At 71.4% G+C, this 24,460-nt stretch carries 19 protein-coding genes and 1 pseudogene; 12 read left to right on the top strand and 8 right to left on the bottom strand.

Annotated features, from left to right (window positions below):
- Positions 1 to 41 precede the first annotated feature (41 nt).
- The 3 genes from EIZ62_RS03115 (at position 42) to EIZ62_RS03105 (ending at position 3,129) form a co-directional block, all read left to right on the top strand.
- Positions 42 to 941, top strand: a complete 900-nt coding sequence (locus tag EIZ62_RS03115) for a universal stress protein (protein WP_167536321.1) — start codon at positions 42 to 44, stop codon at positions 939 to 941.
- Positions 942 to 1,072: 131 nt separating this feature from the next.
- A complete protein-coding gene (locus tag EIZ62_RS03110; protein WP_244375411.1) occupies positions 1,073 to 1,540 on the top strand; it encodes a hypothetical protein in 468 nt (155 codons plus the stop codon).
- The gene (locus tag EIZ62_RS03105; RefSeq protein ID WP_244375409.1) at positions 1,537 to 3,129 is read left to right on the top strand and encodes an FAD-dependent monooxygenase; all 1,593 of its coding nucleotides are present in this window, start codon (positions 1,537 to 1,539) and stop codon (positions 3,127 to 3,129) included. Before EIZ62_RS03110 ends, EIZ62_RS03105 begins: the two co-directional genes overlap by 4 nt.
- A 6-nt stretch (positions 3,130 to 3,135) precedes the next feature.
- Here the strand turns inward: EIZ62_RS03105 and EIZ62_RS03100 are convergent, their stop codons facing one another.
- Positions 3,136 to 5,820 carry a bifunctional acetate--CoA ligase family protein/GNAT family N-acetyltransferase gene (locus EIZ62_RS03100; RefSeq protein ID WP_156691179.1) on the bottom strand — a complete coding sequence of 895 codons (2,685 nt, stop codon included), beginning with the start codon at positions 5,818 to 5,820 and terminating at the stop codon, positions 3,136 to 3,138.
- A 167-nt stretch (positions 5,821 to 5,987) separates the two neighbouring features.
- Between EIZ62_RS03100 and EIZ62_RS03095 the strand changes: the two genes are divergently transcribed.
- Together EIZ62_RS03095 and EIZ62_RS03090 are read left to right on the top strand one after the other, a co-directional pair.
- Positions 5,988 to 6,863 (top strand): universal stress protein, encoded by an 876-nt coding sequence (locus tag EIZ62_RS03095; protein ID WP_156691178.1) that lies wholly within the window; start codon positions 5,988 to 5,990, stop codon positions 6,861 to 6,863.
- 135 nt (positions 6,864 to 6,998) lie between these two features.
- On the top strand, positions 6,999 to 7,673 hold the full coding sequence (locus EIZ62_RS03090; protein ID WP_156691177.1) for a CBS domain-containing protein: 675 nt from the start codon (positions 6,999 to 7,001) through the stop codon (positions 7,671 to 7,673).
- Between the two features lie 15 nt (positions 7,674 to 7,688).
- Here EIZ62_RS03090 and EIZ62_RS03085 read toward each other — a convergent pair whose 3' ends face one another.
- Positions 7,689 to 8,138, bottom strand: a complete 450-nt coding sequence (locus EIZ62_RS03085; RefSeq protein ID WP_156691176.1) for a universal stress protein — start codon at positions 8,136 to 8,138, stop codon at positions 7,689 to 7,691.
- A 614-nt stretch (positions 8,139 to 8,752) separates the two neighbouring features.
- Here EIZ62_RS03085 and EIZ62_RS03080 point away from each other — a divergent pair.
- From EIZ62_RS03080 to EIZ62_RS03070, 3 genes are all read left to right on the top strand, one after another.
- Complete coding sequence (locus tag EIZ62_RS03080; RefSeq protein WP_156691175.1) at positions 8,753 to 9,631, top strand: universal stress protein; 879 nt, start codon at positions 8,753 to 8,755, stop codon at positions 9,629 to 9,631.
- Positions 9,632 to 9,698: 67 nt separating this feature from the next.
- On the top strand, positions 9,699 to 12,410 hold the full coding sequence (ppdK, locus tag EIZ62_RS03075; RefSeq protein WP_156691174.1) for a pyruvate, phosphate dikinase: 2,712 nt from the start codon (positions 9,699 to 9,701) through the stop codon (positions 12,408 to 12,410).
- 96 nt (positions 12,411 to 12,506) lie between these two features.
- On the top strand, positions 12,507 to 13,196 hold the full coding sequence (locus EIZ62_RS03070) for a helix-turn-helix domain-containing protein (RefSeq protein WP_156691173.1): 690 nt from the start codon (positions 12,507 to 12,509) through the stop codon (positions 13,194 to 13,196).
- A 24-nt stretch (positions 13,197 to 13,220) separates the two neighbouring features.
- Here the strand turns inward: EIZ62_RS03070 and EIZ62_RS03065 are convergent, their stop codons facing one another.
- From EIZ62_RS03065 to EIZ62_RS03050, 4 genes are all read right to left on the bottom strand, one after another.
- Positions 13,221 to 14,198 (bottom strand): Acg family FMN-binding oxidoreductase, encoded by a 978-nt coding sequence (locus tag EIZ62_RS03065; protein WP_156691172.1) that lies wholly within the window; start codon positions 14,196 to 14,198, stop codon positions 13,221 to 13,223.
- Between the two features lie 24 nt (positions 14,199 to 14,222).
- On the bottom strand, positions 14,223 to 15,098 hold the full coding sequence (locus tag EIZ62_RS03060; protein ID WP_156691171.1) for a universal stress protein: 876 nt from the start codon (positions 15,096 to 15,098) through the stop codon (positions 14,223 to 14,225).
- A gap of 154 nt (positions 15,099 to 15,252) precedes the next feature.
- On the bottom strand, positions 15,253 to 15,906 hold the full coding sequence (locus tag EIZ62_RS03055) for a DUF4389 domain-containing protein (RefSeq protein ID WP_156691170.1): 654 nt from the start codon (positions 15,904 to 15,906) through the stop codon (positions 15,253 to 15,255).
- A gap of 5 nt (positions 15,907 to 15,911) precedes the next feature.
- The gene (locus EIZ62_RS03050) at positions 15,912 to 17,330 is read right to left on the bottom strand and encodes a nicotinate phosphoribosyltransferase (protein ID WP_156691169.1); all 1,419 of its coding nucleotides are present in this window, start codon (positions 17,328 to 17,330) and stop codon (positions 15,912 to 15,914) included.
- 243 nt (positions 17,331 to 17,573) lie between these two features.
- On the opposite strand from EIZ62_RS03050, the gene EIZ62_RS03045 reads away from it, so the two are divergent.
- The 4 genes and pseudogenes from EIZ62_RS03045 to EIZ62_RS03030 all read left to right on the top strand — a co-directional run.
- Positions 17,574 to 18,479, top strand: a complete 906-nt coding sequence (locus EIZ62_RS03045; RefSeq protein ID WP_156691168.1) for a universal stress protein — start codon at positions 17,574 to 17,576, stop codon at positions 18,477 to 18,479.
- Complete coding sequence (locus EIZ62_RS03040; RefSeq protein WP_156691167.1) at positions 18,479 to 19,339, top strand: universal stress protein; 861 nt, start codon at positions 18,479 to 18,481, stop codon at positions 19,337 to 19,339. Before EIZ62_RS03045 ends, EIZ62_RS03040 begins: the two co-directional genes overlap by 1 nt.
- Before the next feature lie 57 nt (positions 19,340 to 19,396).
- Positions 19,397 to 22,081: a cation-translocating P-type ATPase gene (locus EIZ62_RS03035; RefSeq protein WP_156691166.1), complete on the top strand. Its 2,685-nt coding sequence runs from the start codon at positions 19,397 to 19,399 to the stop codon at positions 22,079 to 22,081.
- A gap of 134 nt (positions 22,082 to 22,215) precedes the next feature.
- Positions 22,216 to 22,422, top strand: a pseudogene (locus EIZ62_RS03030) (DUF1918 domain-containing protein); the annotation flags it as partial.
- 72 nt (positions 22,423 to 22,494) lie between these two features.
- Here the strand turns inward: EIZ62_RS03030 and EIZ62_RS03025 are convergent.
- The gene (locus EIZ62_RS03025) at positions 22,495 to 23,142 is read right to left on the bottom strand and encodes a CBS domain-containing protein (protein ID WP_156691164.1); all 648 of its coding nucleotides are present in this window, start codon (positions 23,140 to 23,142) and stop codon (positions 22,495 to 22,497) included.
- A 631-nt stretch (positions 23,143 to 23,773) separates the two neighbouring features.
- Complete coding sequence (locus tag EIZ62_RS03020; protein ID WP_156691163.1) at positions 23,774 to 24,280, bottom strand: flavodoxin domain-containing protein; 507 nt, start codon at positions 24,278 to 24,280, stop codon at positions 23,774 to 23,776.
- Positions 24,281 to 24,460: the final 180 nt, after the last annotated feature.

Raw genomic sequence — 24,460 nt, 5'->3', positions numbered from 1 at the left:
GGGGGCCGCCGTACAGCCACGACGCGACCGAGAGGCGCATCATGCGCAAGACGATCACCGTAGGCGTGGACGGCTCCGCCGAGAGCAACGCCGCCGCCGCGTGGGCCGCCCGTGAGGCGGTGCTCAGGGGCTTGCCCCTGACCCTGCTGCAGGCCGGCTACGAACCGACACCGCGTACGCACCTGCCGGAGATCGACGTGCCGGCCGAGCGTGAGGACCGGGCACTGGACTTCATCTCCAGGAGGCTTCTGGCGGATCACCCCGGCCTGCGTCTCGTCCCCCACCGCATCGCTGAGGCACCGGTCCCCGCCCTTCTGGCGGCGGCGGAGTCCTCCCGCTTGCTGGCCCTCGGATCTCATGGGTTCAGCAGCCTGGAGGGTTTCATGGTCGGCTCTGTGGCGCTGGACGTCACGGCTCGGGCGCGCGGCCCGGTTGTGCTCGTCCGCGCCGGCGAGCGGGCACAGGACGAACGTGCACGTGCCCCCTACGGCGGGTCGGCCCCAAGGGCACCGTTCCGGCGGGTCGTCCTCGGCCTCGACCTGGAGCATCCCGGTGAGGAACTGCTGTCGTTCGCCTTCGAGGCGGCGAAGGTGAGGGCGACATCGCTGACGGCGGTGTACGCGTGGAAAGCGCCCGCTCTGCGCCCCCACGGTCGGACGGGCGGCCCGGTGTCGCCGGCGGAGGCCGACACCATGCGGAACGCGACGAGGCTGTCCCTCGCCGCCGTACTGCACCCGTGGCGCGAGAAGTACCCGGAGGTGGCGGTTACGGAGCGGCTGGTCGAGGAGCGCGCCGCCCCCAGCCTGCGGCTGGCCGCCGAGGACGCCAGTCTCCTCGTCGTCGGTCACCGCGCTGACGCCGGCATGCGCCTGGGACCCGTGACGCACGCGATGATCCATCACGCGGCCTGTCCGTTGGCCGTGGTGCCGCACAACCCCTAGACCTTCCAAGTCTTCGGGAGGAGGCCACCACCATGGGTGAACAACGACCCCTTGGTCATGGAGAGGCATGGCTCGGTGTCGCCGACTGCTTCCTCGCCTCTTCCGCGCTGCTCACGCGATGCCGAGTCCACGTGCCGAAGGAACGGCTGGGCATGCGGCTCCATTTCGAGGACGGCACTTCGGCCCGGGTGTACAGGGAGACCCGCCTCGGCAGTGGCCTGGCGAAGAATCCCTGCACGCTGGTGGTCGTCTTCCGACTGCGCCTGGTCGGCGGGCCCGGCCACGCCCTCTTCCGAAAGGAAAGCCTGCTGAACACTCCGCTGTTCGTCGGCTTTCCGGGGTTCGCCTCCAAACTGTGGCTCGCCCACGACGAGCGTGACCGCTACCGCGGTGTGTACGAGTGGGACGGCCCGGATCGCGCCGAGCACTATGCGCGATGCCTGTGGCGGGTGCTGGCGCTGGTCAGTGTGCCGGGGTCGATCCGATACGCCGTACTGCCCGGGTTGCGCCGTGACGACTTCCTCGCCGATCCCGGGCGGGCGGAGGGCCTGGGGCCGGACGGCACCGAGGCGTGGTGGCGCGTCCAGGACACGACGTGACGGGAGCGGTGGACGTCCTCGTGGTCGGGGCCGGTCCGACCGGCCTCACGTTGGCGCTGCAGGCCCACTGCCACGGCGCACGCGTCCGCGTCGTCGAGCGACGCCCCGAAGCGTTCCGGCCCTCCCGCGCACTCATCCTGCACCCGCGCACCCTGGAGGCCCTGCGCCCGCTCGGTGTCACGGACGCCCTGCTGGGTCTGGCGGACACCGCCCCGACGGTCGGTCTCCATCTCGGGCCGCAGGTCGTGAGGGCCGGACTGGCGGACCTCGCGCTGCCGGACACGGCCTTTCCGCATCTGTCACTGATCCGGCAGGCGGACGTCGAGAGGGTGCTGGCGACCGCCCTCGCCGGCCGTGGGGTGGAGGTGGAGCGAGGTACCGAACTGGTCGCCGTGCGTGAGGGGAGGCACGGCGCTGACGCCGTCCTGCGCTCCAGGACGGGCACGGACATGATCCGGTGTCCTTTCGTCGCGGGCTGCGACGGCCCGGCCAGTACCGTGCGGGCCTGCGCCGGAATCGGTTGGTACGGCAGGCCCTACGCGGTGGAGGCGGTCCTCGCCGACATCGACCTCAGCCGGGGATCCGGAGGTGACGGAGCCGAAGCCTTCGCAGGACGCCAGGGACTGCTGCTCCTTTTCCCGCTCGGGGAGCAGGCCGCCTGGCGGCTGCTGGCCACGCGGGCCTCCGATTCCACTTCCGGTCCCTCGGCAAGGTTCGGCCAGCCCGGTCCAGCGGTCCCTCGCGCGGAACTGCAGCAGCTCCTGAGCGATGCCGGTACGGACGCACGCATCGAGCGGCTCGTGTGGTCCGCCCGGGTGCCGCTGCAGTACCGCCTGGCGCGGAGGTTCCGCCGCGGGCGGCTCTTCCTCCTGGGGGACGCGGCTCACAACTACTCTCCAGCCACCGGCCAGGGTATGAACGCCGGAATCCAGGACGCGGTGAACCTGGGCTGGAAGCTCGGCTTCGCCATCGGCGCCGCCGAACGCGAACCGGCGGACCAGCTCGACACCGGCGCACTGCTCGACTCCTACGACAGGGAACGCAGACCGGTTGCCTGCCGGCGTCTGCTCCTGACGCACGCCGCGTTCTGGGCCGAGGCGTCGACCGGACGCGTCCCGTCGTGGCTGCGCGCGGTCGCGGCTCCTCACGGCGCGCCCGTCGTGCCGGTCCTCCTGGATCGACGACGGCTTGTCGCTGAAGGCATCCGCGTCATCTCCCAGCTGCGGGTCGACTACCGGCGCAGCCCCCTGTCGGTGAAGGGAGCACCGCGCCTCCGTGGTGCTCCTCACCCGGGAGACCGCCTGCCGGACGCGACCGTCAGTGTCGGGGGGCCTCCGCGGCGGCTGCACGATCTGCTGGCCCGCCCCGGTGTGCACCTGCTCCTGCAACGGGACGCCGAACCGCTGCCGGACGCGACCCACGGACCGTACCTCGACGTCCTTCGGCTGATGAACAGCCCGGGGCGCGGGCTGATGGCCGTTCGCCCGGACGGCCATGTCGGCTTCACGTGCGGGGCTCCGGACGTGGCCGGGCTGAACGGCTGGCTGGGTCTGATCGGCGCAGCGGAGACATGGGCGGGCCGGACGTGACCTCGATCAGCGGAGCCTGCGCAGATAGGGGTCGACGGGACGGGCCGGCCGCAGCCGGACACGGGCGTCCACCACCACGACGGACTCCGCGCGCGCCAGGACGGGGTTGAAGTCCATCTCGGCCAGTTCAGGCAGGTCGCACGCCATCCGGGACAGACGGAGCAGCACCTGCTCCAGACCCGGCACGTCGAGGGGGCCGCCTCCTCGGTGGCCGAACACCAGGGGGGCGCAGCGCGGTGACCGCATCAGCTCCCGCACGTCCACGTCGGTCAGGGGCGCGAGCCGTGCCGCGTGGTCGGTGAGAACCTCGGTGGCCGTACCGCCCAGCCCGAACAGCACCAGAGGCCCGAACACCGCGTCCTGGACGACTCCCGCGAACAGCTCGGTTCCGCGGCCGGCGAGCGGTTGGACGACCACACCGGTCATGTGGTCACCGAAGCGCCGGGTCAAGTCCCCGTAGGCGGCGCGTACTTGTTCGGGACCGCGCAGGTCGAGGACGACGGCCCCGAGAGCGCTCTTGTGTACAAGTCCGGGCCAGTACGCCTTCATCACCACGGCTCCGTCCGCCCCGGCGAGCCGTTCGGCCGCCTGGACCGCCTCGGCCTCGTCCGACGCCCAGGCCCACGGGGACACCGGGAACGCGTAGTGGCCCAGCAGCTCCGCCGCCGTCGTGGGGTCGAGCCAGCCGCCCTCGGGATGATTGCCCAGGAAGCGAGCGACCACCTCGCGTGCCGCCACGCTGTCGACGTCGGCCGGCGCGGGGACGGCGCCGACGGGCCGGGCCAGCCACCTGGCGCGCGTCACCGCGTGGGCCAGGGCACGTGCGGCGTCCTGTGCGTCCCCGAAGGCTGGGACGCGCCCGCCCTCGTGGACCGGCAGCAGCTCGACACGGGTGCTCTGCGAAGGCAGCACCGCGACCACCGGTCGCGGCCGGGGCGACGGCTGGTGGACCAGCGCTCCGACCAGGTCGTCACCGACGGCAGTGGCCACGGCGGTCGGCACCAGGACCACGAGCACGGTGTCGACCTCTCCGCACCGGGCCAGCCGGTCGACGCAGCGCCGCAACTGGTCCTCGCCGACCCCTGCCGTCGTGTCCACGGGGTTGGCGGCGCTCGCACCTCGGGGGAGGTCCGCCAGCAGTTCCGTCGTGGTCACCTCGCTCAGCACGGGCACGGTCAGCCCTGCCTCGTCGCACGCGTCGGCCGCGAGCACGCCCGCGCCGCCCGCGTTCGTCACCACGGCCACGCGATCACCATCGGGCAGCGGCTGCGCCTTCAGCAGCGCGGCGGTGTCCAGGAGTTCACCGATGGTGTGCGTGGCGATGATGCCCGCCTGGGTGAAGAGCGCTCCCCGCGTCATGGTCGGGGTGGCGGCGGCCGCGGTGTGGGAGGCCGCGGCCCGGCGCCCCGCGTCCGACCGGCCCGCGTCAACGGTGAGAATGGGCATGGTCCTGGCGACCCGGCGGGCGGTGCGCGAGAACGCGCGGGGGTTGCCGAACGACTCCAAGTGCAGCACCGCAAGGTCGGTGTGGCCGTCGGTCTCCCACCACCGCAGCAGGTCGTTGCCGCTCACGTCGTACTTGTCGCCGAGGGAGACGAACGTCGACACACCGATCCCGAGCCGGGACAGTCCGTCGAGCACCGCGATGCCGACCCCACCGGACTGGACGGCCACTCCGGCCGTGCCGGGCAGCGGCGGACGCGCCGCGAACGTGGCGTTGAGCCGGACGTCGGGCGCGGTGTTCAGCAGGCCCAGACAGTTGGGGCCGGCCATGCGCATCCCGTAACTGCGGCAGTGCGCCAGCAGCTCCACCGACTGCTCGCGCGTGAGGCCGGAAGAGGGCACCAGAAGCGCGCGGACACCCGCCTCACCGCACTCCTTGGCCGCCTGGGGTACGGCGGGTGCCGGGAGAGCCAGGACGGCCAGGTCCGGCACGTACGGCAGGGAACGCACCGAGGGGTGGCTGGCCACCCATTCGATGATGTCGGCGTGCGGATTGACGGCCCGGAGCAAGCCGGCGAACCCACCGGAACGCGCGTTGCGCAGGACGGCTCGTCCGACGGAGCCCGGCGTTCGGCCGGCCCCGACGACCACGACCGATCGCGGCTTCAACAGGGGCGTCAGGCTTGCGACATCGGCGACGAGCCCGCGCCTGTCCGTGGCGGACAGGTAGGCGTCCGTCTGGGCCAGGTCGATCGCGTAGCGCACTTCCGGGCCGTCGAAGTGGCGCCTCGCCCGCAGTCCCAGGTCCGAGAAGACCTTCAGCACCGCGTGGTTGGCGGAGAGCGCGTCGGCCGTGAACGCGGTGATGCCCGCGCCGCGCGCCACGGAGACGAGGTGTTCCAGCAGCAGCGTGCCCAGCCCCCGGTCGTGCTGGTCGTCCGCGACGGCGAGGGAGATGTCCGCCGTGGTCGTCCCGGGTTCCCTCGAGTAGTCCGCGATGCCGAGAACCCTGTCCCCGGCCTCGGCCAGCAGCGCCTGATAGTCGTCCTTCGGTGCCGCGGCCACCCGGGCGGCGGCGAGCTCGGCCGAGCGACGTCCCGTCGAGAAGAAGCGCAACCGCAGGTTCTCCGGCGACATGGCGTCGTAGAAGGTCAGCACTCGCTCCGCGTCCTCGGGAACGGCCCGGCGTATGCGCACCGTGGCGCCGTCCGTCAGCAGTGCGTGTGTGAACGGTTCGGCAGTCGTCATGATCCGGCCCTCCTCCTGAGTGCTCACCTCCAGCGTGCGCCGGTGGGCCGTGAGGACTCGTGGTCCGGGCGGGCATCCATGGGGCCCGACCGGCCCTACACGGGGTGGCCGGCGCGCGCGATCCTGAGAACGAGACGTACGACCCTGCGTGAAAGGCGGTGGGGACGATGGAGTCGCCCCTGGTTGTCGGCGTGGACGGTTCGGACCCCAGCTTCCAGGCGACCGACTGGGCGGCTGACGAGGCGCTCCGCCAGGGTCTGCCGCTACGCCTGGTGTACGCGTCCCTCTGGCAGCGTTACGAAGGCGCCGCCCTCGCGACCGGCCTCGGCCGTCCCGACGGGCAGGTCTTCGCCGAGAACATCGCGGGAACCGCGGCGGAGCGCGTCATGCGCCGTACCCCCGACCTCAAGGTCGTCACCGATGTCCTGCCGGAGGACGCGGTGGATGCGCTGCTGGGGGAAAGCCGCCATGCCTTCGCCCTCGTCACCGGCTCACGAGGCCACGGCGACATCGCCGGTCTCCTGCTCGGTTCGGTGAGCCTGGCCGTGGCCGCTCGGGCGCACTGTCCGGTGATCGTGGTACGGGGGGACAAGGCTGGACTGGCAGGCACCCACGAGCGGATCACCCTCGGAGTCGGGGACGCCGACATCGATTCCGCGGCGGTCCGGTTCGCCTTCCGCGAGGCGGAGCTGAGGGACTGCACCCTGGACGTCGTGCGCACCTGGCGACGTCCCGCCCACGCGACCACGGACCATCCGCTGCTGGCGGGCGACCCTGCCCGCCACTACGAGGACGAGGCTTCGACCCGGCTCGACGAGGCTCTGAAGGCGGCCATGAGCGACCATCCACGTGTCAGGGTGCGGCGGGCCACGGTCGAAGGCCCCGCGCGCAAAGTCCTGCTCGCGCGCTCTGCCGCAGCCGACCTGCTGGTCGTCGGCGCCCGTCGCCGGCACGGCCAGTTCGGCATGCAGCTGGGCAGGGTCGCGCACACGGTCCTGCACCATGCCTCTTGCCCGGTCGCGGTGGTGCCTCAGCACCTCTGACACGGAACCGACGTGCCGGAGGGCCGTACGGCGGGCCGCTCGGCCCTGTCGCGCCGCGTACACCACGCGCACGCTGAAGGTGAGGAACCCACTCAGCCCGGCGCCTCGCCGGTGCACTCCCGAAGGGAGCGTGCAGTGAACAGCAGATCACCGCACACCGTCAACGACGTGATGACCTCGACCGTCGTCGCGGTGGGGATGGACGCCCGGTTCAAAGAGATCGTGGCCGCCATGAGGAAGTGGCGGGTCACCGCGGTGCCCGTCCTGGAAGGCGAAGGGCGCGTCGTCGGTGTTGTGTCCGAAGCTGACCTCCTGGCCAAGGAGGAGCTGCGCGACCAGGAGCCCACGATGACCGGCCAGAAGGAGCGCCTCGCGGACTACGCCAAGGCCGGTGCCGTCACCGCACGGGACCTGATGTCCAGTCCCCCGGTCACGGTCCCTGCCGGCGCCACGCTGCCTCAGGCCGCCCGCCTGATGGCGCAGCACCGGGTGAAGCGCCTGCCGGTCGTCGACGATCAGGGTGTCCTCAAGGGGGTCGTGAGCCGGTCCGACCTGCTCAAGGTCTTCCTCCGGACGGACGCGGACCTTGCATCCGAGGTGAGGCGCGACGTGGTCGACCGCTTCTTTCCCGTCTCCCGCGGCGGGATCCACGTGGAGGTCGAGAAGGGGTGCGTGACGCTCACCGGATCTGTCCGCGACGCCGCCCTGATCCCCGTCGCCGAGCGCCTGACGCGGGCCGTGGAAGGCGTCGTGGACGTGCGCTGTGACCTCATCGCGCCGATGGTGGTCGACGTCGCGACGCGACAGTGACGCACGGCCAGGAGCTCACTTCTCCTTGCCGGTGGGACGCACCACGACCACCGGGCAGGCGGCGTGCTGAGCGCAGCGCTGGCTGACGGAGCCCAGCATGGCGCGGGCGAAGCCTCCGCGTCCTCGGCTGCCCACCACGAGCAGCTCGGCCCCTTCGGACGCTCGTACCAGAACCTCCGACGGATCGCCCCGGACCAGCTCTTCCCGTACTTCTACCGGCTTGTGGTCCCCGAAGACCGCCCGGATCTCCTCGGCGAAACCGCGGCGCGCCTGCTCCAGGTCGAAGCCGGGTTCCGTGGCCGGACCCACCCACCCGGCCTCGGAAGGCGTGTCCCAGGCACAGACCGCCTCCACCATGCCGCCGATGAGCTGAGCATGCCGGGCCGCCCATCGCAGCGCTGCTTGCGACGACGCGGAACCGTCGACCCCGACGACGACCCGGGGGACCGATTCACTGCTTGCCATGACCGTTTCGCCCTCTCACCGGGGTTGATACTCCTCCACGCTGTACGTGTCGCATGGTCTGTGCCAAGCCGGACTGCTCCGTCCGGTCGGTTCGGCCTTCCGGCTCCCGGCCGATGCCCTCTGCCCACACGGCTGTGTCCGCCCGGTCCCGGTAGCCCTCGTAATGGCAGCCGAGCGGACGGAACAGCTCCGCACCCTTCCGGCCCAGGTGCCCGCGCCGGATGACGCCGGAGGCCCGCTCGGCCTCATGCCGAGCACGTGACGGAGACTCCAGCGGCGGTCAGCGCCCATGAGCCGCCCGGGCCGAAGGGGGCGACTGATCGGCTCGGGCGGGAACGGCCCGGATGAGGCGGAGCGGACCGTGGGCGATCGAAGGATGGGCACAAGGGCGGTGATCATGATGGCTCCCATGGCTCCGAGGACCTCAATGCCACCCTGCGCCACCGCCGCTCTCCGGTCTGGGGCCGTGAGGGCGCGGGAACCCGGCGAACGGACCTGGCCCACGTCAGCCGGGAGGGTCCAAGGGTCCTGCGCCGGGCCCTCCGGCCCTCGCACGCAGCGCCGCAGTGGACGAATCTGGAAGTGGAAGCACGGCCTCTCGAGAGGAGCCCATCATGACCCGCACTGTCACCGTCGGTATCGACGGTTCCCGCGAGAGCCTGGCAGCCGTGGAGTGGGCCGCAGGTGAGGCCCTCAGCCGGGCACGGCTTCTGCGCGTCGTCCACGCGTGGAGCACCGACGTGGACGTCGTCACGCGCTATGTGGAGCCGGAGACGCAGCGCCGGTGGGCCGAGACCCTGCTTCACTCCGCGGAGGAGCGTGTGCGCCGCACGCATCCGGACGTGCGGCTGGAGACGTCTCAGCTCGGGGGTGACCCTGTCGCGGTTCTGACCGAGGAGGGTGAGCGGGCGGACCTTCTGGTTCTCGGGTCCCGCGGCATCGGTGGCATGACCGGCTTCATCGCCGGTTCGGTTTCCCTGGCCGTCCTGGCCCGCGCACAGCGCCCCGTCGTCCTGGTCCGGGCACCCGAGAGCGAGGAGACGGAGTCCGCTCGTCGATCCGGCGATGTCGTGCTCGGCCTGGACCTGCCTGTGTCCGGCGAAGACGTGCTTGCCTTCGCCTTCGGCTCGGCCGACCGCTACGGCTGTGGACTGCGGATCGTGCACAGCTGGACCCTGCCGCCCAGCTACGGGCCGAACACGAGCGGCGTGCTGCCGATGCTCCTGGACGAGGTCGGAGCGGAACAGCGGAAGCAGCTCGAAGCGGCCGTGGCCCCGTGGACCGAGAAGTACCCCGGCGTCCCTGTCAGCACGCGGTGCCGTCAGGGGCACCCGGCGCAGGACCTGGTCGAGACGGCGGCGGAAGCGGACTCCCGGCTCATCGTGGTCGGTCTCCGGCGCCGGCACTCGCGGCTGGGAGGCCACATCGGGCCGGTGGTCCATTCGGTGCTGCACCACTCGGCGGCTCCGGTGGCGGTGATCCCTCACGAGTAGACGCCGAGCCGGATCGGCAGACAACCCGGAGACCCGGCCGCCGCCATTGACAGACGGGTGTGGGCGCATGGAGTTCAAGTACGTGTACGACTTCGCCGAGGGCGATCGGCACATGGCCGACCTACTGGGTGGCAAGGGCGCCAATCTCGCGGAGATGGCCCGCATCAATCTGCCCGTACCGCCCGGCTTCACGATCACCACGGAAGCGTGCCGGGTCTTCCTGGCCACCGGGGAGCCTCCACCCGAGCTCGGGCGCCAGGTCGGCGAACACCTCGCCGCCCTGGAACGCGCCGCGGGGCGGCGGCTCGGCCAGGTGGACGACCCGCTGCTGCTCTCCGTCCGCTCCGGAGCCCGGTTCTCCATGCCGGGCATGATGGACACCATCCTCGACATCGGCCTGAACGACCTGTCCGTCCTCGGCCTGGGCAAGACCCCCGAACGGGAACGGTTCGCCTGGGACTCCTACCGCCGCCTCGTGCAGATGTTCGGCAGTACCGTCATGGGCGTCGACAGCGCACGGTTCGAGAAGGCTCTGGCCGGAATCAAGAAGCAGCACCATGTCGCCGACGACACCCGGCTCGACACCAGCGACCTGATCCGGCTGGTCGAGACGTACCAGGACGTGATCCTGGATGACACCGGCGAGGAGTTCCCACAGGACCCCGCCGAGCAGCTACGGCGTGCCGTCCTCGCCGTGTTCACCTCGTGGAACGGCGAGCGGGCCCGGATCTACCGGCGCCGCGAGCACATCCCCGACGACCTGGGCACCGCCGTCACCGTCCAGACGATGGTGTTCGGCAACCTGGGCCCCGACTCGGGCAGCGGTGTCGCCTTCACCCGCGATCCGGCGACCGGCCGCCCCGGCGTCTACGGCGACTACCTGCGAAACGCCCAGGGCGAGGACGTCGTCGCCGGCATCCGCAACACCGTGCCCCTCCAGCGATTGGAAAGCCTCGACCCGGCCTCCTTCGCCCGGCTGCGCGACTGCATGCGGCGGCTGGAAGAGCACTACAGCGACCTGTGCGACATCGAGTTCACCATCGAGCGCGGCACGCTGTGGATGCTGCAGACCCGGGTCGGCAAACGCACCTCGCAGGCCGCGTTCGCCATCGCGGGCCAGTTGGCCGACGAGGGGCTCATCTCCGAGAAGGAGGCGCTGGCCCGGGTCGACGGTCCAGGGCTGGCCCGGCTGATGTTCCCCCGCTTCGACACCTCCGGTACGCGCGAGGTGCTGGCCCGGGGCATCCCCGCCTCGCCGGGCGCGGCCGTCGGGGCCGTGGTGTTCGACTCGGCCGAAGCGGTCCGCCGGTCCGACGGCGGGGAGAAGGTCGTCCTGGTACGCCAGGAGACGACCCCGGACGACCTGCCCGGCATGATCGCCGCCGAGGCCGTGCTCACCAGCCGCGGCGGGAAGACGAGCCACGCGGCCGTCGTCGCCCGGGGCATGGGCAAGGTCTGCGTGTGCGGCGCCGAGGACCTCACCGTCGACCCGGACGGGCGGCTCTTCTCGACCTCCTCGGGCTCCTCGGGCACCGTGCGGGAAGGCACCGTCATCTCCGTGGACGGGTCCGAGGGCCTGGTGTTCCTGGGCGCCGCGCCCCTCGTGGACTCTCCGGTGATGCGGTACTTCGAAGACGGCGGACAGCCGCCCAGGGAGCCGGCCACGCAGGTCGTCCGCGATGTGCACCGGCTGATGGGGCAGGCGGACGAGGTGCGGCGCCTGGAGGTGCGGGCCAACGCCGACACACCGGAGGACGCCGCCCGCGCCCGGCGGTTCGGGGCGCAGGGGATCGGTCTGTGCCGCACCGAGCACATGTTCCTCGGCGACCGCCGTCCCCTGGTCGAGGCGATGATCCTGGCGCATGACGACGCCGGGAGGGAAGCGGCGCTCAACGCCCTCCTGCCCCTGCAACGCGAGGATTTCATCGGCATCCTCGAAGCGATGGACGGGCTGCCCGTGACCATCCGGCTGCTCGATCCACCCCTGCACGAGTTCCTGCCCGACCTGACCGAGCTGTCCGTACGCGTCGCCCGGCACGACGCCCAGGGGCGGCCACCGGACGCCCACGAGACCGAACTGCTGGCGGCGGTCACCCGGATGCATGAGACGAACCCCACGCTGGGTCTGCGTGGCGTACGGCTGGGGCTGGTCGTTCCCGGGCTCGTGGCCATGCAGGTGCGTGCCGTCGCCGAGGCCGTCGTGGCCCGCAAACGGGCCGGCGGCGATCCGCGCGCCGAGATCATGGTGCCGCTGGTCGACGCGGTGGAGGAGCTCCGGCTGGTACGGGCGGAAGTCGCCCGCGTACTGGAGCGGGTCTCCGGCGGCAGCGGCATCCCTCTGGACTGCCCGGTCGGGACCATGATCGAACTGCCGCGCGCCGCTCTCACGGCGGGCCGGATCGCCGAGGACGCGGAGTTCTTCTCGTTCGGCACGAACGACCTCACCCAGACGACGTGGGGCTTCTCCCGCGACGACGTCGAGGCCGCGTTCTTCTCCGCCTACCTCGACCAGGGCATCTTCCAGACCTCCCCGTTCGAGACCATCGACCGCGAAGGTGTGGGACGTCTGGTCGAGATCGCCGTCGCCGAAGGCAGGGCGACCCGGCCCGGGCTGAAGATCGGCGTATGCGGGGAACACGGCGGTGACCCGGACTCCGTCCACTTCTTCCACGAGGCGGGCCTGGACTACGTGTCGTGCTCCCCCTTCCGGGTGCCCATCGCCCGGCTCGAAGCCGGACGTGCGGCCCTACACGCCACCGGGGCCCAGACAGGCAGGTGAAGGGCTCCTGGTGCGACCACCTTGGTGACTGCCTAGCGTGGAGGGGCGCGGGCCGCTGTGGTCTCCGGCGCCACCGAGACAGGAGTGTGAGTCGTCATGTCCGACCGACCGCAGACCGGTGCGGGGCCGTCCGGGCCGCGGGCCAGGGGTGGTGACCTGGGCAGGCGAGTGGCGGCGCGCCGCGAGCAGCTCGGAGTGTCGTACGAGGACCTCGCCATGCGCACCGGTGCGGCACCGGAGTACATCCATTACCTGGAGACGCATCCGGCCACGCACGGCATCGGCTTTCTGCTCCGGCTGGCCGACGCCCTTGAAACGAGCGTCGACGAGCTGACCGGTGGCAAGGCCGACCTGCCTCCGGGCATCGGTCAGGCTGCGTACCACCCGGAGCTGGTGGAGCTCGGCGAACCGGAGTGCTGGCAGTTGCTCGGCGGCAACGGGGTGGGCCGCGTCGGGGTGACCACCGAAGCAGGACCGGCCATCCTCCCGGTCAATTACACGGTGCTCGGAGGAGACGTTGCCTATCGGACGTCCCCGGACGCCGCGCCGGCCTGCGCCGCCGGACACGAGGTCGCCTTCGAGGTGGACCGCATCGACGACGCGTTCAGCCGGGGCTGGAGCGTCCTCGTCGTCGGTGAGGCCCGTACGGTCACCGAACCCCGCGCCGTGGAGAGACTGGAGGCGCACAGCCGCAGCACGCCGTGGGCGGGCGGTGCCAGGGACTTGTGGATCACGGTGACGCCCCGTCGGGTGACCGGCCGCCGGATCGTCGTGCGGGACCAGTGACACAGACCTCGTGAACATGGACCGTCACGTGACGACCAGGACCTCGGAAACGGGCCTGCGCGGGGTTGCGGGGACTTCGGGACCGTAACCGAGTCGGATCAGCATCTGCGGGTGGCCCGTCCCCGACGTCGGCTCACGAATGGCCCAGCGCAGCTCCGGCCATTCGAGGGGCTGGGAGCTGAGGGACGTGGACAGCCCGTCATGCGTCGCCTGCAGCAGAACCCGCTCCGTAGCCTGGCCGGCGCGCAGCCAGTCCTTCCTCTCGTCCTCCCGCGTGCCCAGAACCGCCAGACAGGGCGACTGCTCGAAAACCGCGGAGCGACGGCCTTCGACCTGACGGCCGCCGGCGAAGTCGCGGACGGGCGCCCGTCCGTCGTAGCGGCGGGGGCCCAGCGCGTAGGACGGGATGCCCTCGGGCCTCGCGCTCTCCGTGCCGGCGGTCCAGCGGGCGATCTCCTCACGCACGCCCGGGGACAGTTCCTCCGCGTGCTCGGCGTCCCACACGAGCTCGAGCATCGTCTCGATCTGCCAGTCGCCCGGCAGGTCGAGACGTGCCCCCTCGGCCCGCGCGGCACCGCGCAGTCCGTCGAGTACGGCTTCGGGGACCGTCTCGTCACTGAACGGTTCCCTGCTCGTGTGCCTCCTGCGGAGCGCCGGATACAGGTCTGCGACGTCGTTGTTCTCCCCTGACTGTACGAAGGTCGTCACTGCCAGCAGTTCGGGGTCGGTGACCTCCGGCATCAACCGGATCCGCGCCTCCCAACCCGCGTGTGCCGCAGCGACCCGCAGGTTGAACAGCGCGGCACCGCATCCGATGTGCAGCCCGCGGGTGGAGGGGTCGGTGTGCGGCATCGTGCGCGCAGCGTCCATGCGCAGCGACAGCGCCCCATCGGCCCGGCTGTAGTGGAACAGCCAGGGCTGGGCATTGTGCATGGACGGCGCCAGGGTCGCGTCGGTGACCCAGGAGGTCACGGACATCGTGTCAGGTGTACGAGTGGGCATCGAGGCCACCTCCGGGAGATGCGGTCATGGATGGCGGGTCTGCGGTACCACGACAACGGGAGCGGCGGCGTGGTGGATCACCGCGTGCACCACATGACCCATGCGTGGTCCCATGGGGGCTCTTCGCTCGTGACGGCCGACGATCAGCAGGTCGGCGCCGACGGACGCGTACACCAATTGGGCTCCAACTACGCCGGTAACGGCCCGCGCCACCACGGGGACCGCCGGGAATTCCCGCTGCCAGGGGGCGAGTGCTTCTTCGAGGGTCTTGTCCACCACCGCGTGGAACTCGAGCCCGGTTTCCGGGGCGGCGTCCTCCGGCAGGCCGTACGTGGCGGGCACCCCCCACACGTTGACGACACGAAGGGTTCGCTGTCGTCGGGACGCCTCCCTGAACGCGAAGCCGAGCAGTGCGGCAGGCGACTCGTGGAGGTCGACGCCGACCACGACGTCGCCGCTTCCGGTCAGCGGGACCGTGCCGGGACGTACGAGAACCACGGGCCGCTCGGACGCGCCGACGACCGCCAGGCCCACGGGTCCGATCAGGAAACCGTCCATGCCGGCGAGTCCCCTGGACCCGAGGACCATCAGGTCCACGTCGCCGGATTCATTGGCCTCGGCGATGAGCGCGTGATCGGCCCGGCATGTGAGCCGCTCCGTGGTGACCGTCAATCCGGGGTACCGGCTTCGCACCTCCTCCGCTGTCGATCGCAGGATCCGGTCCGCTTGGCGGGACCGCGTCGACGCGTACGGGGAGAAGGGCATGGAGGGGACAGGCCGTTCGCCCCCCTGGACGAGGCGCAGCGGCGCCTGCCGCAGCTCCGCCTCATGCGCTGCCCACCGGACGGCTGTGAGGCTCTCCGGCGACCCGTCGACGCCGACGGTGATGTTGCCGCTCATGGGAGCCTCCTCCGGGCTGGAGGGCTGTACCTTTCGGTCACATGTCCAGCCTCGCCGGTCAGGGAGTGGACGGGCAGGGGCCGACCGGGCACGCACGGGGCCGAAAGTCCCTGGCGCCGGCTGCTCGGGCCGGCGCCAGGGAAAAGCGTGAAGCTCACGCCGTGAGCACGGGTTCGTCACCTCCCAGGTCCAGCCGGAAGGGCGGATACTTGTCCGTCATGAGCCCGGCGTAGGCGGCGACCCGCAGCACCCACCGGTTGAGTCCCATGATCAGCGCGTGGAGATCGCGGGGGTACCGGCCGGTGAAGGCGAGCGTGACGACCGAGATGAGGGCCAGGACGGCGATCAGCCCACCGGACCACAGGCCGACGCGCACCCCGCCCAGGAAGAAGCCGATCACGATGTAGTGGGGGATCGCGAGCAGCCACCACTTCACCAGCACCAGGCCACGGGAAAGCCGCTCCGGGTACGTGATGCTCAACGTCGCGCAATAGTCCGGCACTTCTCCCAGTGTGAAGGGCGGGTACCGGTCGGTGCCGAGGGCGCCGTACGCGTAGTAGGAGACCCGCCAGGTCCAGCGCAGTACGCCGAGATTGAAGTCGAAGAGCGGGCGCGGGTAGCGCTCGGTGAACAGGATCGCGAAGAACGCGACCACGGACGTCAGGCAGAACGCGATCCACAGGAAGAACAGCACCAGGTAGTGCGGGATCACCAGAATCCACTTCACCAACCACAGCCACCGGGAAAGGGGATCGTCCAGTACGCCCCTGACGCGGACCGGTTCGTAGGTCGCGGGGAACGTCGTCATGACAATCAGCTCCTGTTCTTCGTCGCGTGGACCCCCCGCGGGGCTTCTTCACGGTCTGTGAGGGGCGGCTCGCCGCTGGATCGGTCGCGCGACGAGCCGTCGTGCACACCGGCTTGCAGCCGCCGGCGTACCTCGGTCGTCAGCCGCGAGAGCCGGTGCGAGATCTGCGGCCGGGACGGCTCGGGGTTGTGGATGCGCAGCGCGGGCTCCGGAAGGGTGGCCAAGTCGCCGGTGAGCCGCGCGTGGGCCGCGGCGAGGTCGTCCGGCGGGCCGGTCCTGCGTCCGTCACGCATGACGGTGCGCAGCAGTGGCTCCGCGCCCGCCGGAGGTGACTCGCCCCGCAGCGCGAGACGGTCGGGCTGCCCCACGGTACGGAAGACCTGCTTGCGCCCTGGTGCGGTCGCCTTGGCGGACGACAGTTTCATGACGGGCCGGCCGTCGTACTCCACCAGCTTGTAGGCCGAATCGAGGTACGGGGCGTCGGCCGACGTGCCGACACGGGTACCCACCGCGTAGACGTCGACGGGGGCACCCGAGCGGACGAGGGCATCGATGCCGTACTCGTCCAGCCCCCCGCTGGCGATGATCGCCACATCCCCCAGACCGGCTGCGTCGAGCGCCGCACGCGCCTGCCGTGCCAGGGCGCCCAGGTCACCACTGTCGAGGCGAATCGCGCAACCTGTTCCACGGCGCAGGCCGGTGAGGACCCGCGCCGCCGCGGCGACACCGCCCGGGGTGTCGTACGTGTCGACGAGGAAGGTGACCGGGCCGGGGTGGGCCCGGGCGAACGCTCTGAAGGCCGCCTCCTCGTCCGGGAACGCCTCGATGTACGAGTGCGCCATGGTGCCCGACGCGTGCATGCCCCAGCGGGTCGCCGCGGCGACATTGCTCGTTCCGGCGAAGCCGGTCATCGCGCCGACGCGGGCCGCCTGCATGCCTGCTTGCGGACCATGGGTGCGGCGCAGAGAGAAGTCGACGACTGGGTGGCCCGCTGCTGCCAGAACGCAACGGACGGCCTTGGACGCGACCGTTGTCTGGTGGTTGATCTGGCTCAGGAGGTACGTCTCCACCAACTGCGCTTGCGGCAGGGGCGCCGTGACCTCCATGAGCGGCTCTCCGGCGAGGACGACACGTCCCTCCGGGACGGCGCGCACCTCACCCCGGAAGGCGAGACCGACGAGCGGCTCCAGGTCGCGGCGCGGGCGGTGCAGCACGGCGGCGAAGTCCTCGGCGTCGCCCCGAGTGACACGGAAGTCGGTCAGGTAGTCGAGTGCCGATTCCAGTCCGGCGCTGACCAGGAAGCCGCGATCGGGCGGCAGGTCACGTACGAAGAGGCTGAACGTCGCGGTCCCGTCCATGCCCTCCTTGAGGTAGGACAGGGCCATGGTCACTTCGTAGAGGTCTGTGGTCGTGACGTGCGACATCGTGCTCACCGTCCTCTCGCCGCGTGAGGGCGGGCGGGCGTCCCGGGTGGGTCGGCCTCCCGCCCTTCCAGCGTCGAACACGGTCCTGCAGGGCCCACAGGGCCGAGTGGGGTATGCAACGGCCCGGACGCCGCCAGGGAGGAACAGGGCCCTTCGGCCCTGCCAGGGACCTGTGCGGCCCTGCCCCCGCCAGTCCCGCGGTGACAGCGTGGAGGTACGACGAGTCCTCCGGAGGAGGGAACCATGAACACCGACACTCCCGGTGCCCCGGACCTCGGAACGGTCGTCGTCGGTGTCGACGGCTCCGCACCCGCCAGGAGGGCCGCGCTGTGGGCGGCGGCCGAGGCGGACCGGCGTCGTCGGCCACTGCGCATCGTGTACGCGGCGGACCTCGACCGTCTGACGCTGTTCGCGTCCGCCGTAGCGATCGATCAGATCCACGACGCCGGCCGGGAGCTGCTCCTCGACACCGCCCAGGCGGCGCAGGAGCGGTTCCCGGATCTCACCGTCGTCAGAGAGCTCAGCCGCAAGGACCCCGTGTCCGCCCTCCGCATGTCCGCCGGTCCCCACGACACCCTCGTGGTCGGCAACCGCGGTCTCGGCGGTTTCGGCACGCTCATGCTCGGATCCGTCGGGCTCGAAGTGGCCGCCCGGTCCCGGCTGCCCGTCGTGGTGGTACGGGGAGAACCCGACGCGCCTGACACCGGGGTTGTCACGGCCGCGGTTCGTGGCACGCACGACCGCGACTGGCTGGGGCAAGCGGCCCAAGAGGCACAGCTCCGCAAGGCCACGCTGCGCGTGCTGAGCATGTGGAACCCCCTGGCACACGCCGGGAGCGTGGCCACGATGCTCGACGGCCTGGACGAGATGGCGCGGGAACACGTCCGGCGCATGGAAGCGCTCGCCGAGCCACTGCGCCGTGCCTTCCCGAGCCTGGCGCTCACGACGGAGGTGGCGAGTGGAACGTCTGCCGCCGGCGTACTCGTCGAAGCGAGCCGGCACACGGATGTACTGGTCATGGGCGCTCGACGACGGTCCATGGGCCTCGGCCCCAGTCTTGGACATGTGGCTCACGCCGTGTTGCACCACGCGCATTGCCCGGTCCTGATCGTGCCCCGCAGGGGCGCAAACGGCGAAGAGGAGGCGTGATGACGCACTCATCGGCAAGCCACAACGAGATACTCGTGGGCATCGATCCCCGCGAGGTCTCGGTGCCCGTTCTGGCGTGGGCAGCCGACGAGGCGGTGCGCAGGGGCCTGCCCCTGCGGCTGCTGCTGTCGATACCTCCCATGCACGACACCCAGCACGTGGACACGACTCCGCAGTACATGTCGCTGCGGGCACAGGGCGAGAAGGCCCTCGCCACGGCAGTGGACACGGTGCGCACCCTGCGGCCGGACCTGCCCGTGACGACGCAACTCCTCGACGGCATGCCCGCCGCGGTTCTGCGTCGGCAAGCATCGGCACACGCCCGCCTGGTGGTCGTCGGCTCCCGCCGGCTCAGCCGCCCGGAGGAGATCCTCAGCGCCGGCTCGGTGATCGTTCCGCTCAGCGCACAGGCAGAATGCCCTGTGGTCGTCGTCAGGGAAGCCGAGCACACGGCACACCACCCTGGTCGCCTGGTCGTCGGCGTCGACGGCAGCGAACCGTCACAGGCCGCCCTGGAGTTCGCCTTCGAGGAGGCGAGTCTGCGCGGCGCTGCGGTGCAGGCGGTGTGGGTATGGCAGCGGCCCGTCATCGCGTTCGGCGACCATCAGGCGGCGCTGGACGAACGGAGCCGACTGCTCGACGAAGCCCTCTCCGTCTGGACACGCAAGTACCCGGACGTTCCTGTGACAGGGGAGGTCCTGCGTGGCCACCCGGTCGAACGGCTGGCGCAGGCGTCCGAGGACGCCTTGGCCGTGGTCGTCGGACGGCGTGGACGCGGCGGATACACCGGCATGCGCCTGGGCTCGGTGGTGCACGGGCTGCTGCACCGTGCGCACTGCCCCGTGATCACTGTCCCCTGATCAATACCTGAACGGTCCGGGCAGGCCGGAAGCCGGTCGACGGGCAGGAGAAGCCACATGCGATCCGCTCCGACTCACGCGGCGCCCGGCACAGCGAGGGAACGCCTGCAAGGGCTGGCCGACGATCAGGCCGCCCACCGCCTCGCCGCACACGGCCCCAACGTGGTGACCGCGCAGCGAGCGGTCCCGCTGCATTCGCGCGTCTTCGCACAGCTGCGTGACCCCCTGATCATGGTGCTGCTCGGAGCCATCGCCCTGACCCTCGCGATCGGCGACTACACGGACTCGGCCGTCATCGCGCTTGTCGTGCTGGTCAACACGACGGTCGGAGTGGTGCAGGAGGTCAGAGCCGATCACGCGGTGGCCGCCCTCTCGGCCATGTCGGCGCCGACCGCACGCGTACGGCGCGGAGGGGTCGACAAGGAGGTGCCGTCCACGGACGTCGTGCCCGACGATGTCCTCGTCCTGAGCGAGGGGGACATCGTGCCGGCGGATGCCCGGCTCGTCCACGCCGCGGCCCTGCTGATTGACGAGTCCATGCTGACCGGCGAGTCGGTCCCCGTGGACAAGTCCCCGCAGTCCGAGCGGCCGGAGGAGGCGGTCCTGCGCGCCGGCACCATCGTGGTCCGAGGCCGGGGAACCGCACGCGTGACCGCCACGGGGGCCGACAGCGCCCTCGGCCGTATCGCACGGATGCTTGACACCCGGCCGGAACCCACGCCGCTGCAGCGCCGCCTCGCCGCACTCGGCCGTGTGCTCGCCGTGGTGACTCTCGCCCTGTGCCTGGTCGTCTTCGTGCTCGGCCTTCTCCGAGGCACGTCCCCGGCCACGATGGCCGTGACGGCGATCAGCCTCGCGGTCGCGGCGGTCCCCGAATCACTCCCGGCGGTCGTCACCCTGGCCCTCGCTCTCGGCGCCCGCCGCATGGCCGCCCGGCACGCCCTCGTCCGACGCCTGTCCGCCGTCGAGACGCTGGGCTCCGTGACCGTACTCGCGACGGACAAGACGGGCACGCTCACCGAGGGTCGCATGGTCGTCGAACATGTGTGGACGCCTGCGGGGGAGGTCTCCTTGACCGGCGCGGGCTATGAACCCACCGGCGAGGTCAGAGTGGAAGACCGGGCCGCCCGCAGCGAAGAACTCCGCCCGATCCGCGGACTGCTGACCGTCGCAGCGCTGTGCAACGACGCCGAGCTGCGGCCTCCCGCGCCTGTACCGCACTCGAGCGGTGACGGGCGCTGGACGGCAATCGGCGACCCCACCGAGGCCGCCCTGCTCACCGCCGCGGCCAAAGCGGGCTGCCTTGAACAACAGGAACTGCGGGCCCGCTGTCCGAGGACGGACGAGGAACCGTTCGACAGCGTCCGCAAGAGAATGACCACAGTGCACGACACTCCGGACGGCCGGTTGCTGGTCTGCCTCAAGGGCGCGCCGGAAGCGGTCCTTGATCCCGTCGTCCTCAACGAGCCCCTTCCGCTGCTCCAAAGCGCTCGTGGTGAGGCTGCCGCGCTCGCCGCGCAGGGCTTCCGGGTCCTCGCCGTCGCGTCCGCGGAGCGCGGTGACGTACCGAGTCGCGTCACGGACGCGGAAGCAGGACTCCGCCTCCTCGGCCTCGCCGCGCTCGCCGACCCGCCGAAAGCGGCCGCGGCCGGCACCCTGGCCGACTGTAGGGCCGCGGGTATCACCCCCGTACTGATCACAGGTGATCACCCGGCGACCGCGAGCGCCATAGCCGGGCGCGTCGGCCTGATCACCGGGGCCGACCCCCGAGAGGTCGTCACCGGGCAGGCACTGACCGCCGGGCAAGTGCCGGACCTCACCGACGTGCGGGTCTTCGCGCGCACGGACCCCAAGCAGAAGCTCGACATCGTGCAGGCGTGGCGAGCCCGGGGCCACGTGACCGCCATGACGGGCGATGGCGTCAATGACGGGCCGGCTCTGCGTCAGGCCGACATCGGCGTTGCCATGGGGCGGAGGGGCACCGAAGTGGCACGACAGGCCGCCGACCTGGTGCTGACGGACGACGAGCTGTCGACCGTCGTCAGTGCCGTCGAGGAAGGGCGGAGGGTCTACGACAACATCCGGCGCTTCCTGCTGTACGGGCTGGCCGGAGGAGCCGCCGAAATCCTGGTCATGCTCCTGGGCCCGCTGCTCGGCCTGCCCCTGCCGCTGCGTGCCGGGCAGATCCTCTGGATCAATCTGCTGACGCACGGCCTCACCGGGGTAGCGATGGGCGCCGAGCCGGTGGCGAAGGGGACGATGAGGCGGGCACCTCGTCCGCCCGACCAGCACGTCCTCGGGGACGGCCTGTGGCAGCGGCTACTGTTCCTCGCACTGGTGGTCACCGCGGGGTCGCTGACAGCGGCACTGGTCGCGCGCGCGACCGCGGCGCCGTGGCAGAGCGTGCTGTTCCTGTCCCTGCTCCTGGCCCAATTGGGAGTCGTGCTCGGGCTGCGGGACCGGCTGCTGACCAGGGAAAATCTGTTCCTGCCGGCAGCGGTCGCCGCATCGGCGGGTCTCGCCGCGGCCGCGCTGTACCTTCCGGCCTTGCGCACTCTTCTCGGCACCGTTCCCCTTGGCTGGCGAGAGGTCGCTCTGGCACTGGCAGGAGCCGGGCTCGGCTTCCTGGCCGCACGGCTGAGCGGGCGCCTGGGCGAGCTGTCGACGCCGCGGCGGAAGCACGCTGATCCAGCGCCGGCACCGCCCAGAGGGCCGGACGGCCCCAGCCATCGACCCTCGTGACCCTGGAGCCGGCACGGGCACCGCCGGACGATGAAGGTGGCGGCCGTATGTCGCCCTTCACGACGAGTACGGGAGAGGAGAGGGCCATGGCCCGGACGAGTCATCCACACCTGGTCACGGAGAGCAGGACCGGGCTGGAGAGGAACGCAGACAGACGAGCGCGTGCACGGCTCGGCGACCAGATCATCGTCGAAGGACCGACCGTAGGGGTGGTGCGTCGGGACGGGGAAGTGGTCGGCCTGCACCATGACGACGGCAGTCCGCCCTACGACGTGCGCTGGTCCGACACCGGAAAGGTCACGTTGTTCTTCCCGGGGCCCGACGCCCACATCAGACACCTGTGACGGCATGCGCGTGGGTGGCGCCCGCATCGCGCATGCGGGCGCCACCCACGCGCGTGCGACAGCGCGCCGTCAGCGCGCGACCACCTCTGGACTGCGCAGGTCGACCCGGATGTCCACGACTCCTTCCACGGCCCTGATCGCCCTGGCCAGCAGCGGCAGCAGCGCCCGGTCCCGCAGCTCGCCGCGCAACGTCACCACACCGTCCTCGACCGCCACGTCCACCCGAGCCGCGGCCGGCAGGTCCGGGAGGACGGTGCTGCGGATCTCGGACGCCATGTCCTCGTCGGACCGCAGGAAGACCTTCAGCAGGTCGCCCCTGCTGACGACACCCTCCAGAAGGCCGAGGCTGTCCACCACGGGCAGGCGCTTGACGTGCCGCCTCGCCATGATCCGGGCGGCTTCGGCGATGGTGGCGTCCGCGTGGACGGTGACGGCGGGGCTCGACATGAGGTCCTCCGCGTACACCGCGCCGGCCTTGGCAGTGTCGGCGATGGGCCGGTCGCGCAGGATCCCGTCGTCGACGCGGTACTCCTCCTTGGGCAGCAGGTCGGCTTCCGACACCACTCCGATGACACGGCCTTCGCCCGCCAGCACGGGCAGGGCGCTGACCTTCCACTGGTTCATCAGCTCGACGATCTCCTTGTACGACGCCCGGCCGCCCACCGCCACGGCGGTGTGGGTCATGACGTCGGCCACGGTGTGGGGTGACGCGGTCATCGCAAGCCTCCTCGGCTCGGGCCCGCCGGTCCGCACCGGCGCGGCGTTCGGTTGTCTCGAGGCGCGGTTCAGACAAGACGGCGCCTTCATTCCGGTCCCACCTGGTCCCCATCGCTCGCCCAGTTGGCCGTGCGGTGCCGATCGCAGGCTCCACGCACGGCCGCCGCGGCGACCGCACCGGCGCCCGCGGTCAGGGGCGCCGCCCGACAGGCCGACGGCCAGCGCGCCCGCCCAGACGTCGCGGTCGTTCAGCGGCGCGGTCACGACCTGTCCCTTCCGGTCCAGCCAGATCTCCGTGTGCTCCCCCGGCCGGTTCCCGGCGGCACCGAGACGGCCCCCGTGGCGTAGTGCCCGTCGGTGATGGTCCAGCGGACCCGTACGGGCACCCGTGCCGGGCGCCCCGTCTCCTCGGTGCGGAGAGGGGAGGACGCGGGCGCGTTCTCCAGCACTTCCGCCCGCACAGGACGTCGTGATGCCTCCTGCACGGCTGCGGTGGTCCGGTCGTGGTCGTACGCGTACCAGCCGGCACGCGCGCCGACCGCCGGTGCGCGGCCGCGCTTCGAGAGCGTCCACCCGCCGGCGCGGGGGATGCTCGAGCCATCGCGTGTCCAGACCGGCGCAGGCATGGGGTTCATCCCTCTTCCGGGGCCCTGATCCCGGTGGCCACGCCGGCGGCCCACTCCGCGACGCGGGGCAAGTCACGAAAGTCACCGCCACGGTCCTCGTCGAGGATCGCCTTGGCCATGCGGCCCTTTGCTCCGGCCTGGAGCCGACCGCCGAAGGTGACGTGATCACGCGCGTCGATGCGACGCTGTGCCCGCCGGGCGCCCGGGACGGGGGGGATCTCCCGCTCCGAGGCCGAAGGGTCCAGCGGGCCGCTGCTGAAGAGCCAGACCGGCCGTTCCCGCAGCGCCTGGCGGTGCTGCCGGGCGAAGCGCCTGGCGTCCCGGTGCCAGCGGCCCATGTAGAGCGCTCCGCCGATCACGACCGCGTCGTAGGACGCGACGTCGGTCACCTCCGACGGTGGCCGGGTCTCCGCCTCCAGCCCCTCGTCCCGCAGGACGGAGGCGATGAAGTCGGCGATCTCGGCGGTCGAACCGTTCTTGGTCCCATAGGTGACCAGTACCTTCCTGGGCACTGTCTTCACCGTCCTTCTCCGAGCGCCGGGCGGTGTGCTGAACGCGTTCCGTCCGGTGTGCGAGTGGTTCCACTTCCGAGGGTGCGCTGAGGTGCGGGCACGTTGAAGGGCCTGTGAGGCAGAGCTCGGGGCCGAATGGCCCTCCTCCATGCCATGCGGCAAGCAGGCGCTCCTGGCTCG

The sequence above is a fragment of the Streptomyces ficellus genome (assembly GCF_009739905.1).
Lineage (GTDB): Bacteria > Actinomycetota > Actinomycetes > Streptomycetales > Streptomycetaceae > Streptomyces > Streptomyces ficellus_A.
The sequence above is the reverse complement of the archived record's forward strand: the minus strand, read 5'-3'. Positions and strand labels throughout refer to the sequence as shown.

What these genes read in the sequence shown, in the direction of transcription:
- EIZ62_RS03065 (WP_156691172.1), bottom strand. Translation starts at nt 14,198, where the DNA reads ATGCCCACTCGTACACCTGACACGATGTCCGTGACCTCCTGGGTCACC.
- EIZ62_RS03050 (WP_156691169.1), bottom strand. Translation starts at nt 17,330, where the DNA reads ATGTCGCACGTCACGACCACAGACCTCTACGAAGTGACCATGGCCCTG.
- EIZ62_RS03095 (WP_156691178.1), top strand. Translation starts at nt 5,988, where the DNA reads ATGGAGTCGCCCCTGGTTGTCGGCGTGGACGGTTCGGACCCCAGCTTC.
- EIZ62_RS03035 (WP_156691166.1), top strand. Translation starts at nt 19,397, where the DNA reads ATGCGATCCGCTCCGACTCACGCGGCGCCCGGCACAGCGAGGGAACGC.
- EIZ62_RS03100 (WP_156691179.1), bottom strand. Translation starts at nt 5,820, where the DNA reads ATGACGACTGCCGAACCGTTCACACACGCACTGCTGACGGACGGCGCC.
- EIZ62_RS03115 (WP_167536321.1), top strand. Translation starts at nt 42, where the DNA reads ATGCGCAAGACGATCACCGTAGGCGTGGACGGCTCCGCCGAGAGCAAC.
- ppdK (WP_156691174.1), top strand. Translation starts at nt 9,699, where the DNA reads ATGGAGTTCAAGTACGTGTACGACTTCGCCGAGGGCGATCGGCACATG.
- EIZ62_RS03045 (WP_156691168.1), top strand. Translation starts at nt 17,574, where the DNA reads ATGAACACCGACACTCCCGGTGCCCCGGACCTCGGAACGGTCGTCGTC.
- EIZ62_RS03060 (WP_156691171.1), bottom strand. Translation starts at nt 15,098, where the DNA reads ATGAGCGGCAACATCACCGTCGGCGTCGACGGGTCGCCGGAGAGCCTC.
- EIZ62_RS03040 (WP_156691167.1), top strand. Translation starts at nt 18,479, where the DNA reads ATGACGCACTCATCGGCAAGCCACAACGAGATACTCGTGGGCATCGAT.
- EIZ62_RS03080 (WP_156691175.1), top strand. Translation starts at nt 8,753, where the DNA reads ATGACCCGCACTGTCACCGTCGGTATCGACGGTTCCCGCGAGAGCCTG.
- EIZ62_RS03085 (WP_156691176.1), bottom strand. Translation starts at nt 8,138, where the DNA reads ATGGCAAGCAGTGAATCGGTCCCCCGGGTCGTCGTCGGGGTCGACGGT.
- EIZ62_RS03055 (WP_156691170.1), bottom strand. Translation starts at nt 15,906, where the DNA reads ATGACGACGTTCCCCGCGACCTACGAACCGGTCCGCGTCAGGGGCGTA.
- EIZ62_RS03070 (WP_156691173.1), top strand. Translation starts at nt 12,507, where the DNA reads ATGTCCGACCGACCGCAGACCGGTGCGGGGCCGTCCGGGCCGCGGGCC.
- EIZ62_RS03025 (WP_156691164.1), bottom strand. Translation starts at nt 23,142, where the DNA reads ATGACCGCGTCACCCCACACCGTGGCCGACGTCATGACCCACACCGCC.